The 18,371-nt window shown below is 50.3% G+C and carries 24 protein-coding genes; 16 read left to right on the top strand and 8 right to left on the bottom strand.

Features of this window, described 5'->3' with window-relative positions; translation table 11 throughout:
* Positions 1-8 precede the first annotated feature (8 nt).
* The 12 genes from KI809_RS19195 to KI809_RS20610 all read left to right on the top strand — a co-directional run bounded on the left by KI809_RS19195 (position 9) and on the right by KI809_RS20610 (position 6,757).
* Positions 9-308 (top strand): hypothetical protein, encoded by a 300-nt coding sequence (locus KI809_RS19195; RefSeq protein ID WP_214173220.1) that lies wholly within the window; start codon positions 9-11, stop codon positions 306-308.
* Positions 309-1,010: a class I SAM-dependent methyltransferase gene (locus KI809_RS19190; protein WP_214173219.1), complete on the top strand. Its 702-nt coding sequence runs from the start codon at positions 309-311 to the stop codon at positions 1,008-1,010.
* The gene (locus KI809_RS19185; RefSeq protein ID WP_214173218.1) at positions 1,003-1,227 is read left to right on the top strand and encodes a hypothetical protein; all 225 of its coding nucleotides are present in this window, start codon (positions 1,003-1,005) and stop codon (positions 1,225-1,227) included. The genes KI809_RS19190 and KI809_RS19185 overlap by 8 nt, the downstream gene beginning before the upstream one ends.
* A gap of 23 nt (positions 1,228-1,250) precedes the next feature.
* Positions 1,251-1,559, top strand: coding sequence for a rhodanese-like domain-containing protein (locus KI809_RS19180; protein ID WP_214173217.1), 309 nt, complete (start codon positions 1,251-1,253; stop codon positions 1,557-1,559).
* Between the two features lie 46 nt (positions 1,560-1,605).
* Entirely contained in the window at positions 1,606-2,016 is a 411-nt protein-coding gene (locus tag KI809_RS19175; RefSeq protein ID WP_214173216.1) for a DUF302 domain-containing protein, read from the top strand.
* 1 nt (position 2,017) lies between these two features.
* A complete protein-coding gene (locus KI809_RS19170) occupies positions 2,018-2,986 on the top strand; it encodes an arsenic resistance protein (RefSeq protein WP_214173215.1) in 969 nt (322 codons plus the stop codon).
* A gap of 25 nt (positions 2,987-3,011) precedes the next feature.
* On the top strand, positions 3,012-3,410 hold the full coding sequence (locus tag KI809_RS19165) for a thioredoxin family protein (RefSeq protein WP_214173214.1): 399 nt from the start codon (positions 3,012-3,014) through the stop codon (positions 3,408-3,410).
* Entirely contained in the window at positions 3,407-4,051 is a 645-nt protein-coding gene (locus tag KI809_RS19160; protein WP_214173213.1) for a cytochrome c biogenesis CcdA family protein, read from the top strand. The genes KI809_RS19165 and KI809_RS19160 overlap by 4 nt, the downstream gene beginning before the upstream one ends.
* Before the next feature lie 27 nt (positions 4,052-4,078).
* Entirely contained in the window at positions 4,079-4,486 is a 408-nt protein-coding gene (locus tag KI809_RS19155; RefSeq protein ID WP_214173212.1) for an OsmC family protein, read from the top strand.
* Positions 4,487-4,656: 170 nt separating this feature from the next.
* Entirely contained in the window at positions 4,657-6,099 is a 1,443-nt protein-coding gene (locus KI809_RS19150) for a PAS domain-containing sensor histidine kinase (protein ID WP_214173211.1), read from the top strand.
* A gap of 56 nt (positions 6,100-6,155) precedes the next feature.
* Positions 6,156-6,563: a c-type heme family protein gene (locus KI809_RS19145; RefSeq protein WP_246559519.1), complete on the top strand. Its 408-nt coding sequence runs from the start codon at positions 6,156-6,158 to the stop codon at positions 6,561-6,563.
* Entirely contained in the window at positions 6,527-6,757 is a 231-nt protein-coding gene (locus KI809_RS20610) for a c-type heme family protein (RefSeq protein WP_246559518.1), read from the top strand. The genes KI809_RS19145 and KI809_RS20610 overlap by 37 nt, the downstream gene beginning before the upstream one ends.
* On the opposite strand, the gene KI809_RS19140 is transcribed toward KI809_RS20610, so the two are convergent.
* The 4 genes from KI809_RS19140 to KI809_RS19125 all read right to left on the bottom strand — a co-directional run bounded on the left by KI809_RS19140 (position 6,701) and on the right by KI809_RS19125 (position 8,328).
* A complete protein-coding gene (locus KI809_RS19140) occupies positions 6,701-6,937 on the bottom strand; it encodes a hypothetical protein (RefSeq protein ID WP_214173282.1) in 237 nt (78 codons plus the stop codon). The two genes, KI809_RS20610 and KI809_RS19140, sit on opposite strands and share 57 nt — an antisense overlap.
* An 84-nt stretch (positions 6,938-7,021) precedes the next feature.
* Positions 7,022-7,501, bottom strand: coding sequence for a hypothetical protein (locus KI809_RS19135; RefSeq protein WP_214173210.1), 480 nt, complete (start codon positions 7,499-7,501; stop codon positions 7,022-7,024).
* 20 nt (positions 7,502-7,521) lie between these two features.
* Positions 7,522-7,938, bottom strand: a complete 417-nt coding sequence (locus tag KI809_RS19130; RefSeq protein ID WP_214173209.1) for an HNH endonuclease signature motif containing protein — start codon at positions 7,936-7,938, stop codon at positions 7,522-7,524.
* A gap of 21 nt (positions 7,939-7,959) precedes the next feature.
* Entirely contained in the window at positions 7,960-8,328 is a 369-nt protein-coding gene (locus KI809_RS19125) for a hypothetical protein (protein ID WP_214173208.1), read from the bottom strand.
* Between the two features lie 839 nt (positions 8,329-9,167).
* Between KI809_RS19125 and KI809_RS19120 the strand changes: the two genes are divergently transcribed.
* From KI809_RS19120 to KI809_RS19105, 4 genes are all read left to right on the top strand, one after another.
* Positions 9,168-9,725: an HD domain-containing protein gene (locus tag KI809_RS19120; RefSeq protein ID WP_214173207.1), complete on the top strand. Its 558-nt coding sequence runs from the start codon at positions 9,168-9,170 to the stop codon at positions 9,723-9,725.
* A 211-nt stretch (positions 9,726-9,936) separates the two neighbouring features.
* Entirely contained in the window at positions 9,937-10,422 is a 486-nt protein-coding gene (locus tag KI809_RS19115) for a hypothetical protein (protein ID WP_214173206.1), read from the top strand.
* Positions 10,423-10,425: 3 nt separating this feature from the next.
* Positions 10,426-11,571, top strand: coding sequence for an HD domain-containing protein (locus KI809_RS19110; protein WP_214173205.1), 1,146 nt, complete (start codon positions 10,426-10,428; stop codon positions 11,569-11,571).
* Entirely contained in the window at positions 11,568-11,882 is a 315-nt protein-coding gene (locus tag KI809_RS19105; RefSeq protein ID WP_214173204.1) for a hypothetical protein, read from the top strand. Before KI809_RS19110 ends, KI809_RS19105 begins: the two co-directional genes overlap by 4 nt.
* A 23-nt stretch (positions 11,883-11,905) precedes the next feature.
* On the opposite strand, the gene KI809_RS19100 is transcribed toward KI809_RS19105, so the two are convergent.
* The 4 genes from KI809_RS19100 to KI809_RS19085 form a co-directional block, all read right to left on the bottom strand.
* Complete coding sequence (locus KI809_RS19100; RefSeq protein WP_214173203.1) at positions 11,906-13,276, bottom strand: tyrosine-type recombinase/integrase; 1,371 nt, start codon at positions 13,274-13,276, stop codon at positions 11,906-11,908.
* Positions 13,277-13,514: 238 nt separating this feature from the next.
* A complete protein-coding gene (locus KI809_RS19095) occupies positions 13,515-14,339 on the bottom strand; it encodes a hypothetical protein (protein WP_214173202.1) in 825 nt (274 codons plus the stop codon).
* 1 nt (position 14,340) lies between these two features.
* The gene (locus tag KI809_RS19090; RefSeq protein WP_214173201.1) at positions 14,341-16,707 is read right to left on the bottom strand and encodes a DUF6242 domain-containing protein; all 2,367 of its coding nucleotides are present in this window, start codon (positions 16,705-16,707) and stop codon (positions 14,341-14,343) included.
* On the bottom strand, positions 16,704-18,371 hold a 1,668-nt coding region (locus KI809_RS19085), incomplete at its 5' end, for a hypothetical protein (protein WP_214173200.1). The genes KI809_RS19090 and KI809_RS19085, both read right to left, overlap by 4 nt.

Genomic DNA, 18,371 nt, shown 5'->3' with positions numbered 1-18,371 from the left:
GGTGTGATATGGAGTGTGAATTGATGGCATGTTGCCAGTTCTTCATCGACAACATGAAGAACATGCCCCAGACAGAAGAGTATATTAAGAAGAGGCTCTGTTTTGGTGACTATTCATCATGCAACAGATACAGGATATTTAAGGAGTTCGGTGGAGAGAACGTTCCTTTTGACCTTGACCCTTACGACACTGAAGAAGTTAAAAAGGTTATGCAGTGTTTGAGGAAAAAGCAAGAATGCAAAAAAGCCCATATGAGCGAGCCAAAACAGTCGTTAGAGAATGATATGAAAACATCAAGGAACTCTTAAGTGCTTCAGGACCCTACAAATCAGTACATTGCCACGATTCTGTCCCACTGTGATATTCGTGGCAAGGACGTCCTTGAAATAGGGTGCGGCAAGGGGAGAATTACCCGCGACTTGGCGAAATACGCCAGGCGTGTGGTTGCTGTAGACCCGGATGCTTGCGCCATAGATTACGCACGGACCTCCTTTTATGCGAATAATGTTCTGTTTATGCAGGCACTGAAGGGGGTTCCGGACTCTTCAATCGGCAATTTCGACATAGTCATCTACACCCTTTCACTTCATCATGTTCCTGAAACGGAAATGTCAAAAAGCCTGCTGTCGGCTGCTGCCCTTCTCGGTAAAGACGGAACTATTGTTGTCATCGAGCCTGGTGATGGCGGGTCGTTCACCGAAGCAAAAGAGCGCTTCGGTGCAGGTAGCGGCGATGAACGGCCTGCACGTGAAGCAGCCATACGTAACATGCTTGAAATGAATGGCTGGACTATGGGAGAGACTATAGCATTTCGCACCCAGTTCCGGTTTGACGATGATGACGACTTCCTGTCAAGCATGCTGCCGAACTATCCTCAACAGCCTGAATCTTTTGTCAATGACGTCAGGCGGTTTTTAGAACAACACCGTACTGCTGACGGCATAATCCTTGAGGCTGATCGACGTTTGAACGTGTTACGGCCATCTGAATATGTGAACTCCCATGATTAATCTGCTCGACTACAAGTTTCTCATCCCGTTAACCCTTCTGCTCGGCTTTGCACCCTTCTTCCCGCAGCCGCACATTGTAGAAAAGATCAGAATGCTGATGAACGGTACTCTGAAAAGGCCAATCGACATCTTTGACCTAGTGTGGCATGCCTGGCCATTCCTGTTACTGGTTTACCGGGTTGCCATAGACCTGATCAATAAAAACAGGATAATCTGATACTTCCAGACGAAGGAGACTAGATGCAGCCTCAGGAACTATTGAAGAGAATTACATCTAAAAAGGCGCCCGCTGTTGTAGATGTACGCACCGCTTTTGAATTCAAAAAAGGCCACATTCCCAACGCCATCCATGCTCCGACATGGAAAATAATGTTGAGAATGGCACCCATCCCTTCAGATAAAAACGCCGAAATGGTAGTGACCTGCGAACATGGTCCCCGCGCACAAATTGTCAAAAGTTTACTGGGGTTTTTCGGCTATCGGAATGTGACACTGCTTGAAGGACATATGGCAGCATGGAGACAAGCCGGACGGCCTCAGGACGTATAACGCACCACCAGTGAGTACACTTTTTATAGAGAAGGGAAACGAACGGATGCAATGGGCGGAACTTTACCAGAAAGAGACAGATAAACCCCTCATACAGTTTGTGGCGGATCTAAAGAGCGCAGCAGGCTCAAGAGGTTTCAGCATCCACAACGAAAGCGGCATGAATATGGCCAACTCCTTTGGTGCTCACGGAGTAGAGGTGGCGCAATGGTTTGACCTTCACATGATCCAGATCTGCAAACCTGAAAAAGCGGCGGCTAGCCTCCAGGCTAATCCGGAGCGCGCACCCCTGATGCCAAAGTTCGTCATGATATTTTCCCGTGACGGCAGGACTCAGGTGCGGTTTCTGGTCTATAACCGTCCAATGATCGAGACACTGGTCGGCGACCCGGCCTTTGCCGATTCCCTAGCCGAGAGTTACGCTGCAATCAAAACCATGATCGAAGCGGCTCTCTGATATGTGGGCGTTACTGACAAAACTGAACAAGAACCTGCTGTTAGCCATTCCAACCATGATGCTGCTTGGCTTTGCCTTCGGTGCAGTGTTCGATGCCGGATTTCTAAAAAGTTGGATTGTACCGTTCACCTTCCTGATGGTCTACCCGATGATGGTAACTCTCAAACTGAAAAAGGTACTGGAGGGTGGAGACGGCAAGGCTCAGTTGCTGACCCAGTTCATCAATTTCGCGATCGTACCTTTTGTCGCATATGGCCTCGGCAGGCTCTTTTTTGCCCAGCAGCCGTATATGGCCCTTGGCTTGCTACTGGCTGCATTGGTACCGACAAGCGGCATGACCATCTCATGGACCGGTTTCGCAAAGGGTAACCTTGAAGCAGCTGTCAAGATGACAGTAGTCGGTCTTATTCTCGGTTCACTAGCGACACCGTTCTATGTTCAGTGGCTTCTCAGTGCTCATGTGACCGTTGATACGCCTGCGGTCATGAAGCAGATTGCGGTTATCGTTTTCCTGCCAATGGTTGCCGGTTATGCCACCCAGCAGTGGCTGATAAAACGCTTTACGCAAAAAGTCTTCCAGGAGACCTGGGCTCCACGCTTCCCGGGGCTGTCAACAATCGGTGTCCTGGGGATTGTGTTCATCGCAATCGCACTCAAAGCACGCGCAATACTGGCGACTCCGGAGTCATTGTTCCAAATATTCATCCCACTTTCGATTCTTTACGTAACCAACTATCTGCTCAGCACCATTGTCGGGAAGTTATTCCTTAAACGCGGAGACGCTATCGCGCTGGTCTACGGCACAGTCATGCGCAATCTGTCGATTGCCCTTGCAGTGGCCATGAATGCTTTCGGAACCGCTGGATCGGATGCGGCTCTGGTAATCGCCCTAGCCTACATCATTCAGGTTCAGTCGGCAGCCTGGTATGTAAAATTAACGGATAAAATGTTCGGCAAAGTTGCGACCTGACACAAAAACAAAATTGGAGGCACGTATGAAGAAAGCATTTTTCTCGTTACTGACACTGACTTTGCTGGCAACAGCGACTATTGCTCTGGCCGCTGCAACCGCGCCATTGAGTACACCCGAACTGAAGCAGACCATCGGTGCCAACGGCAAACCCACCCTAGTATTTTTCCAGAACCCTAACGGTGGACCATGCAAGGCGCAAAAAGGGATTCTCGACAAACTGTCGCAGGATAGAAAAGGGAATTTCAATATCGCCAGTGTGAATGCCATGAATAAGAACGATCAGAAAGCATTTTACGATTACGGCGTCAGAAGCCTTCCATCACTGGTTCTGGTAGATAAGTCCGGAAAGATTTCACGCGTATTCCCTCCTGGAATCCAAAGCCAGGAAACACTCTCTGCTTCACTGGATGGCGTTAAATGATCGAACTCGGCATCTCCAGCATACTGCTTGCAGTCGGAGCCGGACTGGCAAGTGTGATGTCGCCATGTGTTCTTCCGGTTGTCCCGATCATCATGGCCGGAGCTGAGCGTAAAGACAGGCTCAGACCAATGATTCTGGTGATGGGGCTCTCACTGTCATTTATGATAATGGGAGCCATATCCTCGCTTTTTGGCGCCATGCTGGTTGGACGTACCCGATACATAGAGATTGCCGGTTCTATAGTCATCATTGCACTGGGTTTGATGGTGATCTTTGATATCAGCATCTTTAAGAGGATAACCGCACTATCAAACCTCCATGTAAAGGGCGAAGGGCGACTCGGTGCGTTTGTTCTCGGCATGGCGCTTGGTTTGGTATGGGTCCCGTGTGTCGGGCCTTTCCTGTCGAGTATTCTGACCATGGTGGGAACAAATGGCCAACTGACATACGGCATTACCCTGCTCGGCTTTTACTCGATGGGATTAGCAGTGCCGATGCTGATACTGGCCTATTCGTCTCATCTCCTGCAAAGCAGGATCAAGGCGCTGGCACGACATGACAAGGTCTTTAGGTACGCATCTGGCGCGATTCTTGTTGGATTTGGGTTGTATGCTGTCGTAATCGGCAATTTTGCGTTTTAAACGTTAAATGTAATGGAGGATCGTACCATGGAGATGAAGATTACCTTTCCTGGCGGCAAGAAGGCCAATGCTGAAATGAACGGTATGATAGTTCCAACTGACCAACCGGTGGAAGAAGGCGGGGAGGGAACTGCGCCGAGCCCTTTCATCTATTTTCTATCGTCACTTGGCACCTGCGCCGGAATTTATGTTCTCAGTTTCTGTCAGCAGCGACAGATTGACACCGCAGGGCTCGAACTCACTCAGAAGATGGAGTTCGTTGCCGATGATAACGGCAAGAAGCGACTTTCCAGACTGACCATCGATATCATGCTGCCACCTGGCTTTCCCGAGAAATACCGCAACGCCATTGTCAAGACAGCCGAACTCTGCACCGTGAAAAAGGTCATTATGGACCCTCCGGAGTTTATCATCAATGCCTATAACTCCCACTGATGTATATATACAGATCATATTTCACGGTTGTATATGCGTGAATCTCTGCTACTTTTTATGCACTGAGAGAGCATACCGATCAATGTTTCGTATAGTTTCATGGACATTTATTCCCGAACTACAGTCAGGTTGATAATTATTGAATCAGGCGCCTTTGTAGAAGGAAAAATATGAAACTTCAGCCCACAAAATCAGTTGATAATCTGACAGAGGGCTCTGAAGTAAAGGCAATTGCCGTAAGAACTCTCACATATGTTATTTGTGGCGCATTACTGCTGATCCTGTTTTCAATGATACAGAGAAGACTGATGGGAGTGGCAATCAGTTTAACTCCCAGGGCTTTCGTCGTTCCGGTTATTTTTGGTGGTGGCAGCGGACTCTTGCTTGCCATTTGGCAGGAACGGCTTAGAAAAACAATGATGTTGCTTTCAATAAGTGAAGATCGCTACCGAACAGTTACCGATTTCGCCACCGATCTCACCTACCTCCTTTCTCCTGACGGAACACTTCATTATGTCTCTCCAGCAGCATTCAAACTGACCGGTTACTCCCCATCAGATTTCATTTCAGACCCTTCACTTCTTGATAAGATAATTCATTCGGATGACAAACAAATATGGCTAGCCCATAAAAGCCACCATAGCGAGCAAGGTGAATTCGAAGAGGTTCATGTAAGAATAGTGACTAAAAATGGCAGAGTCCGCTGGATAAGACATGTATGCAGGCCTATTTCGAATGAAAGTGGCGAATTCCTGGGTATCAGGGGGAGCAATAGCGATATAACCGAGATCAAAAACGCTGAAAATGAAATCCGAGAACTCAATCTTTCGTTAGAATCAAAAATCGCAGAAAGAACTGCCAGGCTCGAAACTACGCTGGTGGAACTCAATTGTCTCAACGAGGATTTGCTTCGGCAGAGGCAGGCTTTGGAATGTTCAAACCAGGACCTTGAAGCCTTCAGTTACTCGGTTTCTCATGATCTGAGAGCCCCATTGCGTCACATAATCGGTTTTTGTTCCATTCTTTCTCAAGAGTGCTGTGAAAAACTGAGCACAGAAGAAATGTTCATAGTAGATCGTATCAGCAATGCCACAAACAGAATGGACAAGATGATTGATTCAATGCTGCATCTTGCAAAAATTAGAAATGCCACTATGTGCAAAGTGCCGGTGAATCTTTCCGAAATTGCTGAAAGTGTTGCATCAATGCTGAGAGATACCTCTCCTGGACGTTCCATCAAAGTTACAATTGAGGAAAACCTCACAACAATCGGTGACAAGATGCTGCTAGAAAATGCAATTCAGAATCTGTTTGCGAACGCGTGGAAATACACATCCATGACAGAAAATGCAGAAATAGAATTTGGAAGAGAAATTATAGACGGAGTTGAACAGTTCTATATAAGAGATAATGGTGTCGGATTCGACATGGCTTACGCTGATAAACTGTTCACCGCATTTCAGCGTCTGCATGGCAGAGAGTTTGAGGGGTCAGGCATTGGTCTTGCCACAGTAAAAAGGATAATCGATCTGCATGGCGGTAACATAAGCGGTGAAGGACAGAAAAACTGCGGCGCTGTTTTTCGATTTACCCTCGGGAGCAGTTTTATCTAAGGCAAGAACTGTCACTCGAATTGTCGATAAATATGCAATTCACCCAAGGAGTAGTGATGAAAACATTCCGGCAACTGTTATTTGCTGTAGCGTTGACAGCCGTTATCGGCGTTCTGACCTACACTGCTGTCACTAGGTATGTTGTGCACAAGGCTGAAGAGAACCTCCAGAGCATCATCCTCTCACACCGGTCATTTCATGCCTACATCCAGCAGGTAATGCACCCGACCTACTACAAGGCCAAAGACGAGGGGAGGGTCGCCAAGGACTTCTATGCGCCACAACTCCTCTCGTCGTCATATATCATCCGGGTCATGCACGGCCTCTTCAACAAGGAGCGAGAGAAAGAAGGGCTTCCCCTCGTCTACTACAAAATGGCCTCGCTACCCCCCAGAAATCCGGTCAACATAGCCGATGACCGGGAGGCATGGCTGATAAACTGTTCAATGAGCGACGCGACCTGAAAGAACATATCGAGATCAGGAGCATTGACGGGAAGAAATACCTGCTCTTCGCCAAACCGTTCCTCGAGACCAACCAGGCATGCATTCTCTGTCACGGCAAGCGCTCCGATGCACCGATAGTACTTCAGCAGATCTATTCAGGACAGGGCGGATTCAACGAGTCTGCCGGCACGATCAGAGCGATCGAATCTTGACTGTTTGACATCCATCTCTTCATTTATAACCATTCCAATAATTATCGTGGCATCCTCTGAGGCCTTCTCATGTATGACCTTAGATATGATGTAAAAATCATCCATTGTCATACTGCTACTACCTGTGATGTTGAGTAGTATTCCTCCCGCTCCACCAATTTCAACACCATAAAGCTCTATTGCTGACGCTGTCTCTCAATGGCACGTGGAAAATAAATCTATACAAAAGGGCCGTTATTTCTAACGACCCTTCAAAACGTATCTTTAACTGAACAGATCTTCGATCTTCTCGACCCAAACCGGCCCGAAATCAAGACCAGCTGTGTTTTGGAAATTCTGCTCCCAGCCCTGTTTTATACTCTCAAGCTGGTCAAGCAACTGCTGATCACCCGGATCGCCCCGCTGCCTTACGTCGTGAATCAGTGCCAGCACTTGTCCATAGCTAGGGTTTAATAATCCCCCATAGAAGGCATCCATCTCTCTATGGTGACACATGTCGATCTCATGGCGGTCGCTGGACCAATCGCAAATCAGAATCGATCCATATGCGAAATAGACATACTCAGGGATACTCCTGCTCGTACCCTGTTCCCAAGCCCAGATTCGCGTTTCTGGGACAACCGGGGAGTACTTGCACCCTGGCACGTAGACGGGAATAAGTTCTCCCATTTTTTTCAATGACACTTCTCCGTAGCGCAAGTTGGTGCGTATCAACTCCAGGTTCAGCGGCTTACATCCCCACATAGAGACCCTCCTTTTCAAGGCTAGGAATGAATCCCCCATCGTTCCCGCCGCTTTTGATGTTCTGTTATCTGATCAACATGCTCACTGATGATCGCATGCCGCTTGATGTTGAAAAAAACCGGCGACAGGCTTTGAGAAAGTCTTTTCAGATCTCGGTGGAGCCGCATATGCATTGTTTTCGGAACACAGAGCAGGTTTTCGACACGATTGTCGTCAGTAATGCCGTTTAGGTGATGAATGCAGCAACGCGGCGGCACCCTTTTGCCATGCGCACGTTCCCATAGGACAATGTGCAGCATGCGATGCAGAGTCTTTTTCGCAACTGGGTCATAAACATACAAGACGATGTACCCCGCGCTGTTTCTGAATGATTTCGCGTTATCCCATAAGTGGTTTTTACTTGAAAGATACGGGGTTTTGCTCTCAGTTGATTCCATTTTCCACCTCCGATTTCAGGATTATGCCAGAGCGCCGATGCCTGAATTCATTGCGTGCCATGCCTTGTATGCGCGGCTGTTGATCAACGCGACCCCATCTGGCTCAAAGAGAGGAGTTTCTGGCAATCCCTCGTACTGGTCTTTCGCAATCATGATCATCAACCTGATTACGAAGCATGTCTTGATCATCATTTCCGAAGATGACGGCATCGGCAAGCCCGTTTGCCGGCATCGCAGCTCCACACCTATCCGAGCAAGCCTAATAAATTCCATGGTGTGTTCAGCAGCAAACGCATCAAGTTCCTTTGCGTCCTCCAGCCTGAGTTTATCCAGGGTCACGTTGCTGTTGCGCTTAACCCACTTTTTCATCTCCGAGAAGCTTCTAGCCATTGTAATCTCCTTTCTGTCGTAGCATTTACGTCAATTGTTCGTATATTTCGACAAACAATAAGCACTCAATCGACGAGTGCCATTTTTGGTTATTATACGATTATTGGTCGTATATTTCAATAAAAAAATTATGCCGCGTTTTCTTCGAAAAGGTCCTGACCGAACTCCCTTTCCAAAATGGCCTTTACTGCCCGCATTTTTACGCTCTTGTTTCCGGTAAGCCGCCCATACACAAGGTCCCTCGCAACGCTATGTGGTACGTCGTTCTCCTCGCACCACTTCCGAAACGACAATCCCTTGTCAATGAGAGCATGTTTGACTCTTTTGATGCGGTATTCGTCTTTAGATGTCATGAGAGTTATATACACGACCCCGGCGGTCCGTTCAAGCCAGATCACTCAGCCGTCGACAATCGCTCTCCATCTGAAATGCCTGCTTTCAGACAGCCATCGTCTGAAAAACTGGTCATTATTTTTATAAAGTTTTACTGAGCTGACAAATTTTCAAATGGCCTCTTCCTCGTCTCACCAGATTTGCCCCCTCATTTTCATTACTTGTCACAGGTTGGCATTGCCGGCATGACGCCCCCTTCGCTGACTCCGACTGCGGCTCCTGAGCGTTCAACATTATCATCAACTCAACAACTTGTCCGGGTCGCAACCGGGTTTTAATTAAGGTGGCAGCATTACTCCGAGTCCGTAAAAATTTTTTTCATCAATTTTTATGAATAATTTCGACATATTGGTCACTACATTCATGTTAATGGCCCATTTCAGGGGTGCAGCCGGTAACAAATAATACATGGGTGGTCATAGTCATAACCGCAACAGGAGGACGAAATGCAGATCTTCAATTACGAAATCAACGAAATATTAGAAAGTTGCACCTCAATCTTACCGCCGGCGCACCTCGCGGTCGCGGTCGATATCCTGGCAATCCTCGACAAAGAGGGATATGTCTCCTCAATCTACAACAAGTTCCCCCAATCGAGGGCAACAGGCACCACCTCAACGCACTCAATACTGGCAAAAATCTCTCTGCGGGATCACTCGATACATGTCGCCCGAAAGTTCCAAGCAATGGTCGATCACCGGCAACTCCTTTACCCCCTAGGCATTATCGCTTGCCTCGCTCACGACATTGGCAAGATTCCACGTATCTGCAACCAGCTGCCGGGCGAGTACACCATGACCAAGCACGCCCGTGCCGGCGCTGTTGCCATGGAACGCTTGATTGATGGCAGGCTGACGACCAGGGAAGCCTTAGCTGTCATCCTTGCGATACGCCATCACCACGATTGCAATACCAACGCGAGCCCAATATTGGATTTGCTCCGCCGAGCCGACTGCGAGGCTAGGGATGATGAGTTGATTGGGCTGTTCAGGGGGGAGGCTTGATGAAACTTGGATGCATATCGGCAACATTGAAGAGATTCTGGCGCCTGAAGTGCCTGACAGTTACTGTTCTTTGTCCAAAAAGGCGGAGAGTCGTTGCTGTCCCGATAACGAGTTATAAAACCGATGGAGATAGCATCAAGAAAGATTTAAAGAAGAATGAGGCCAATATGCCACTTAACGCAAATACAAAGGATCACGGGAGGACAGAGACATGCCAGACGATGAATCTTATGACATTTACCTCTCATTTGAGGAAGTCATTGATACCGTACACGTCAAGAAATGGAATGAGGAACTGAATCTTTCTCGTAAGCTTCTCAAGCTTCTTTACGACTTGGGCAGACTGTACGGCGATCAAATATGCGATGTCGAGTCGATGGAGACAACTGCGTTGCTGATAAAATCCGAGAGATTTATCAAAATGGCTTTGGCTCGACTGACGAAAACAGATCGGCAGCGGCTTATCGACACGGCGGAATACAACAAATGGGAGTCGTACGCATACACACGGACCTATAACCTCAGCAAACCACCACGGACAAACGACCTTGTTGCAGAGATCGAGACGCTGTTCGGGTTTACCCTGTCAAAGCAACAAATCAAGAGGGTCAATATAATCAGGAAAAGAGCGATCAACAACAAATCGTACGCTAAAAAGAAGGGAACTGCGGAGAACTCCACAGAGCGGAAGGAGTAACTCATGGATTCTCCTAACTTTACCATCAATCAGCTTCGTGAATGCTGGGATCGATACCTCCGCTATTTGCCCCCGATGGAGCGAGGTATCGCGTCTAAGCTTCTCTTCATGTACGACGGCGCCCGGTTTTATTCCCCAGCAGTCTTTACCAGTCCCCCAGAAGAGGATCCGGACTTGAGGTTCACTCCGTTCACAAGGGCAGGCTTCGAGTCGGTCCCCCTCGGCCAGCACGTGGTCTACGCGGTCGAAGCGCTCGCCCGCCTGCTGCCAGCCAGTGAGCTTATGTACAGTTCAGCCATGCTGGCAACACTTTGCTGTGATCTTGGCAAGATTCCGGGCATTGTCGACAGGCTGGTGGACAATCACGCCATCTACGGCATGGTATTGTCTGACAGGTACTACCTTAAGGGTTTGGGGGATACCCTCAGGGAAAATGTGCTCAACGCAATTCTGCTCCACCACGCCAACGTGAACAGCAACACGAAGGACAGCACCATTCTCTGCGACCTGGTCAGAAAAGTCCACCAGATGGCAACGCTAACGGCAATCCGTGAGCTGTCGATGGATCTTACTTCGCTGATCGCAACCTGGCGCAGGTTCAAGGCGGAACCTTTCATCCATCCACGGAGGGAATGGTACCGCTACGTCGAAAGCACCACGCCGATAGATTTCTCATGGCTTGACCCGCAGCTTTTCCTGGCTGAGCTCGCCCCGTTGATAAACAGGACATTGCCGGACGAGTTCGTGTACCTGACCAAGGATGATGTTGCTCTGGTCAGCGTGGACACTTTCCTCAAGATCGTACGCAAGATGGCCCTGGATCAGTGCTGGATGGATATCCTTGTCTTCGAGGCTGACCATCTAGAGCGCTGGCGGATGGTCACCCTTATTATCGAGCGGTTTCTCGGCGCCAGCGATGTCATAGCCATAGGGCTGTTAGGTAAGGATCACCGTCTTGCACGTTTCGATGTGGGATATCGCAGCGGCAAGAGACTCAAGGCAAAGCTGATACCAATCAATGTAGCGACATTGGGAACGAAACGGTTGGACGCGCTCAGAAAGGGCAAGCCGGCCTGGGCTCGGGTGACAGCATGCCGTAAGATCACGGAGAAAGAAGCCGAATCAGTCGGGTGGCGGGATGATGAGTGAGGTGGTTGCGGGCCTGCCCAATAGGAGATGAACCGTCAGGTTCCATTTCCCAGGGAGGTCGAGACATGAAGAATCCGGCGAAAAAAACAGCAACGAGCATCGAGCCACCGGCCGCGAACACGGCAAGGAAATTCATCTCTCCGAATGAACTCAGTGAGCGTTGGGGCTGCGCCCGCACCTCGGTCGACAGAATCGCCCGGGCAGCAGGGATGACCAGGGTGCTGCTTGGCGAAGGGAAAAACGGCATGGTTCGCTACCTGTACGACGAGGTCGTCGCCTACGAGGAAAGCCGAATGGTGGGCCCCTCCTGAGGGGCCACGTCATCACTGTCCCGCTATCTGCTGTGCACAAGCCTCAGTTGCGGTCGTTTCGGCCGGTCAGACTCGTCCTGAGGCAGGCAATCGCAGTCTCCGCCACGCCCAGTGGGCGATTGCTGCGAGGGATCGTCGGCAGCAGGTCCGGCAGGACTGGAGCCCGGTTCGGGGAACTCCACCGAGTCGGCCATACTGGCTGGCATAAGGTGGACGTAGTGCCGGTGGCAGATCTCGGGCGAATTTCCCATTAACGCGGAGATCTTCTGGAGGCTCTCCCCCTTCATTGCGAGCTGACTGCCAAAGGTGTGACGGTAGTCGAGGCAGGTCCAGGGCAACCCATTCTCAGCATTTGCCGCGGCCAGGTCGCGCGAGAAATTGTCCTGGTCCCACCTTGTGCCATGGGGCGATGGGAAGAACCAGTTGCCATCAGAAGGAGGGGGCGCGTAGCTGGCGAGGATCTCCCTCAAGCGCCTACTCACTGGGATCGCACGATGATCGCTTGTCTTGGGCTGCCACGAGTCCTTCTTGGCCTTCTTCTGACTCCTGGCCTGCCGCCTGGACTGCTTGCGGTCGAGCCGCGTCGCCTTGCCGGAGCTGGGCTGCAAGCCGTTGGACCCCTTACTCACATCCGACTTGGTATAGACCCTGACCATGCCGTACCTGCCGGCGGTCAGATCGATATCGCCGGTCCTGAGCCAGAGGACCTCTTCCCGCCGTAGCCCGGCAAAGATCAGGACGGCAACCATCACCCTGAGCTGAGGGTATCCCTTGAGTTCCTCCAGCTGCTCCTCGATCTCCTCGAGATCGAGAAAGATGATCTCGGTCCGCTCCACATCGAGCATCGGGACCTTGGCTGCCGGGTTAATGCCGCCGGGGAAGCGTACGCCGCGCTCGGTCATGGCCCAGTTGATGAACCGCACGACGACCTGCCTCAGGTGGTTCGCCGTGTTGTTGCTGACACCTTTGCTCTTGAGGTAGTTGTCGCGGCAGCGGGCGACATCCGCAGTGGTCAGCTGCTCAAGGAACGGCACCTCCAACCTGACTCGCTCCTCCCGCTCAGGATAGATCTGTGCCTTCCTGCTGATCTTAGGGTTCTGCACCTCAAGCCCAGGGCAGAGCGGCCCGAACGCTTCACGTAGGTACTGGATGATCTTGTTCGCGTTGTTGCGTTTCTTGGTGAGTCGCAGATAGTCGACGTACTCGCCGAGGATAGCCGCGAGGGGAGTCCGGGTCGGCAGCGGAATGTCCTCGTCACGGAACAGAGCGGACTCCACCATCCGCATCTTTTCCTCTGCCATCCGCTTGCTCGAGGTGTGAAGGTTCTTCCTGACCTGCTTTCCGCTCAAGTAGTACTTGTAACGCGCCACATGGTTTGCATAATTCAGACACATGGTTTACGCATTATTCCAACTAATAAAACCTTCGTAAAAAGGGTGCAAAAGCACCCCTTAAATCAACCGCATTTTATACACGACTAAAAGAGTCGGGTTTAAGGTTTTTAGGGTAGTTTTAAAGAGTTCATATGACCAGCCTCCATATTTGACTTGTAAGCCGTTTTCTAAGTTTCCCTATATCGAGCCACGCCTTTAAAATCCCTTCTTAAAACCAATATATGGCGGTAATTCTTTCCTACAAAGTCTCCATCAATTCAAACGCCACAGAGTGGTTATTGACGTAAGGGAATTCGATCGCAGATAACCGCCGCAACGTTGCCAGCCAGCTCCGTTTTTTCAGCAGTACTCCGGTGTCTGTTGGCTCAAATACGAAAAGCAGCGGCTGATCGATGCCTCGATCCCATTGCATGTCGAATATGTCGCTGAACGCCTGGTCCTGAGAATTGACCGGCAGAGTAAACTGTATTACCCGCCGCGGTTCAGATCGATCATAATAATCCACTCCACCTTTTGACCGCTCGGAGGTAGTGTCTGTCTCGAGACTGATTGATGCTCCATAAGACATGTTTAAACCCGGTTCAAATGCCGGCGCGTAAAAGGCCCTGCCGATCTCAATATATCCGGCCGAGTTGGCGGTATCAACGATCTCGGTTTTCCAATAGCGGGCAGTTGCTGCCGCAGTCAGAATGACATAAAAATCCTCTTGGTAACGCTTCTTGTTTTCCACGGCCGGGTAACCTTCTGGCCATACCGACAGTGCGGTTGAATCCCAAACCAACGACGTATAGCCCGAATCAGAATAGCCCCTAAATCTGACAGTGGCAGCAGAGCTAAGGTTGTGCCTGAGCAGCGCCAGGGCTCTAATGGCTCGCGGTGTGCCCATATCAGTATTGAACTGGGTGGATGCTGCCAGAGCATTCGTTGACCGGGCTTTTTTCGATAACAATGGGCTTTTCAGGTTTGTCAGTGGCAGAGTGGCCGACCAGGATCCGCCGGACAACGTCGTGCTGTAACTGAGAGAATCATCCAAGCGGTTCGGATAACAAAATAAACAAGGCATATCAGCCCCACAGGTAAAAAGTGATTTTTTTAGCCGACAATTCCATATTCACGCCGATCAAGACGAATAGCTTTCCGGCATCATATCCGTAACGTGGGTACGTTATTTTTATGACTTTCCCGACTGTAGGCATGCTAGCAAGAACACTCGAGTCAATTGAGATCGATACATAATCCCGCCGAACTTTTCGCAGACTGAGTTGCCGAGTGGTTTCTGTTTGTGCCGCCGCTGACGACACCAATAAACTGTCCAAGGTTATTTCTGTCGCCAGGGGATGCACGGTCAAGACAGCATTATCAAAGTCGTTTACCGTGCGATATTCTAAAGAAACCCGCGAAAGGTACTCTGTAGAAGGTGCAATTCTATAGGTGAAGATGTTGGCGCTATTGAACGATACGGCGATGAATGAGCCGTTACCATAAGCAATTCCCTGCCAGTTGGCAGCTGACGGCAAGCCGACCTGATACCATAAAATACCGTCAGGAGAAACAGCAGCCACCTTGCTATTATTCTCGACTGTCGCAACAAAAACCCTGTTGCCATAAGTGATATTTGACCAATATGCCGTCATCGGCATGGTCCGCGCTGTCCAGGTTATTCCGTCGGGCGACGTGGCGAAAACATTGCTGTTATAGACGATTGCCACAAAAAGCCCATTACCGAACGTGACAGACCTGCCAGCGCTGTTTGTTGGCGTTCGGGCCGTCCAGGTTACACCATCAGGAGAGGTTGCCAAAGCGCTGCCATTATAGGTAATAGCCACAAACACATTGTTACCATAAGCAACGCTGGTCCAAGTACCATTCGCCAAGTCGCCTTGACTCCAGGTAGTACCATCAGTCGAACTCAAGGCACAAACTGTGCTGCTGGCAGCCAGGGCAACAAAGCGGCCATTCGCATAGGTAATAGCAACCCAAACACTTGAAACCGGCAACGTCCCAGGAGTCCAATTTATGCCATCAGTTGATGTTGCATAAACATTGGTGGCATTGCCGTTTGCCCCATTTCCCAGCAAGACAAAAGTGCCATTGCCATAAGCTATTTTTACCCAATAACCGCCAGTCGGAGGCGACGGCAAGGTCCGTGAGACCCAGGCAATACCGTCCGGGGATGTCGCGTAGGCCGAACCGTTTTGCGGGATTGCAACGAACAATCCATTACCATAAGTGATTGCCGACCAATATGCCGATGCAGGGAGAGTTCCGGCAACCCAGGAGAAATTCAAGCTGCCGGCAAGACTTGTCATGTTCTGAACCGTGGCAACCTTGTCATAGTTCAAATTGACTTTCCAGACCGGTAAACCACGCCCTTCGTCTTTGGTAGGCAGTAGCTGAAGGTTGCTTATTTCCTGCTTTGTGAGTTCGATTTCAGGAGTGCCTGAAGGGGAATCCAGCCGGCCTACGTTGAGCTTGTTATTTGCGTCAAACCCATACCATCCACCGATACTGCCGATTACCTCATCCAATGCCTTTGCAATGGTTGTTTCGCTATTTATATATATGCCAATAACCGCACTATTGAGAGTATCCAGATCAGTGAAGTCCTGATCGATCAGGTCGTTGGTTGTGAGTACCCGCAAGGCGATCTGCTTTGCAATCTGGGCAGCAGTTCTATTCGCTGCAGTTGCACCCTGTATCCCGTCGAATGTCACAACTCCGGCTGGCGCAGATCCCAACCGGAACATGCCACCACCCAGCCAAGCTCGGTAATATCCTTCGGCCGGCGGGTTTGCCTCCATATCTGCTTGGCTAGTGTAATTAGTGCCACGGCCGAGTAGAACACCCTTGTCGTAAACTGCGGGGATATCCTGCAGCGCACCATCATGCCCCTGATAAATCAGCCGCGAGGTATTAACCAGAAAAGGCGTGGCATTCGACACCTGACCCAACAATACAGGTTTAGGCTTACCCTTGATGTCAGCAGTACCTTCAACCCCTGCGGGAAGAACGTTGGTGCCGGCATATTTATTTTCCTGGAAAGCTACATCAAGAACGACTTGGGGATCCTTTATCCTGATTGACACGGATGAATCGTTGAATACTGGTTGCTCCATGCTGCAACTCAACGTCATGCCAATAGTCACTCCAGCAATTAACTCTCGTATCACAGCGATTCTCCCACCTATTCCATAGTTGCGGAGGCTGTCCAGCTGCCCATCTTTATTGACCAGCTGTATTTCTCCGTAACCTATTTTGGATGCGCCTCTTGTAGTACCTTCACCAAACATCATAATTTTCAGCGCACCAGGGTTAGACACGCATGGTTCATAGTAATAGCCGTCATAAATTCGACCGGAACCGCTGGTGAATCGGAGAGTTTCAACAGCACTGCCAGTATGGGCAGGGATTTCTATAAGATATTCACTCATTGATTAACCAGTTGCCGGTTGTCACGTTCAATGCCAGACAGCACCTTTTCCAATGCCGTGAGTTTATCGATCTGCTGGGAATGCCCGGCGCCGGAGAGGCGAACCAGGGCGCGGACTTCGGTGATAACTTCCTTGAGCAGCGCAACCAGTTCGGAATTGTCACCGCCGCTGCCGTTGACCTGGATCCCGTACTTGCGAAGTACTGCCGACGATGCCGGGTCAACAATGATCTCGCCTTTATGAACCTGGGCCATCTGGTCGTAAGGGATGAATGGCGAACCGACGTCATAGCTGCTGATGCCCAGCATTTTCTTGATTTCATCGGTGACATTGCCGCTGCCGTTGGCGATACTTAGCCAGACAATACCGTCGCCGGTGTCAATCTTGCCGTTCGGGGAAGAAACGCCATTAACTATTGGCCCAACGTCATATTTAGAGTCATAGCCGGTGCGCTTGCCAACTGAATATTCCATGGCGATCTGGGCATATTCTCTAGCTTTGACCTGTACCTCGGCAGCAACGGCAGCTGCCCTCGCCTGCTCTGCAGCTATTCTTTGACGCTCGGCCTCTGCTGCGGCCTGGGCATCGGCTGCCGCCTGGGTTGCGGAATCCTTGGCCGCCTGATCAGCCTTGAGGTACTGCTCAAGAAGGGTCGAAACGCCGCTGTTTTCGCCCAGAATAGATTTGAGGTAGGTGAGCTGATCGATATTGCCGTCAGCAATCGAAGCCTGGATCTCTTTGAGCTTGGAGAGCTGCTGCTGCGCCACGTCGATCTGGATCTCGGTGGAGGTTGGCAGACCGCCAAGCTCGGCCAGAGTCTGAGTAACCAGGGCGAAATCGGCAGCATAGGCCGGGCCGGTGGCATTGTAACTGCGCGACGACGTCAGAAACTCCTGGGCGATCTGGCTGATCCCTTCCAGCGCAGAGACATCGCCGAGTCTAGCGCGGTCGGCAGTTGCCCGGAACGATGAGCCGAGCTGGTTGTACTTAAGATCAGGCGAAAGCGTAGAGAGATCACCACTCAGCATGTTTTTCAGAGTAGTCATGATCTGCATCTGAGCCGAAACAGCCGAGGATAGCTTGCTCTTGATCTGCTCGGCAGCAATGGTCATCTCGTTTGACGACTCTTTAAGGGTGGTTGAAACGTCTTTTACAGCCTTTTCATATTCAAGTTGCTGGACAATCAGCAGCTCAGTGACGTCATAGCCCTTGCCGAGATAATCCTGGTACTCTTTCTGCTGATCGATTACCAGCTCCAGAAGATCGGCCGAGGCATCGTTGCCGGCTACTCTCAAGCGACGGATCTGCAGATCCTGTTGGGCTGCATACGCCGCATCAACTGCGTCCATCATCGTGCCGAACGATTCGGCAATATTCATCAGGGAGGCAAAAAGCGCCTGGCCGGTTTCCTTGGTCAGATCCAAACTTTCAACCAGAGTCCTGAACCCTTCGCGGGTAGTTGGCACGGTTAAATGCATCTCGTTGAACGCGACATTCACCTGGCGGGCTGCCTGGGCTGCCTTGCGCCCTTCCTGTTCGGCATCACTGAACATGGTGGTGAAATAGGTGTCGATAGCGTCGGAGAACTTATCAAGCCCGCCCATAAGTTCGGTGAGCTTATAAGCAGCATTGGCGCCTGACATTGTTGATCTAATGAAAGTGCC

Source organism: Geoanaerobacter pelophilus (genome assembly GCF_018476885.1).
In the GTDB taxonomy this organism is placed as follows: Bacteria; Desulfobacterota; Desulfuromonadia; order Geobacterales; family DSM-12255; genus Geoanaerobacter; species Geoanaerobacter pelophilus.
This window is presented reverse-complemented; position numbering and strand designations above follow the sequence as displayed.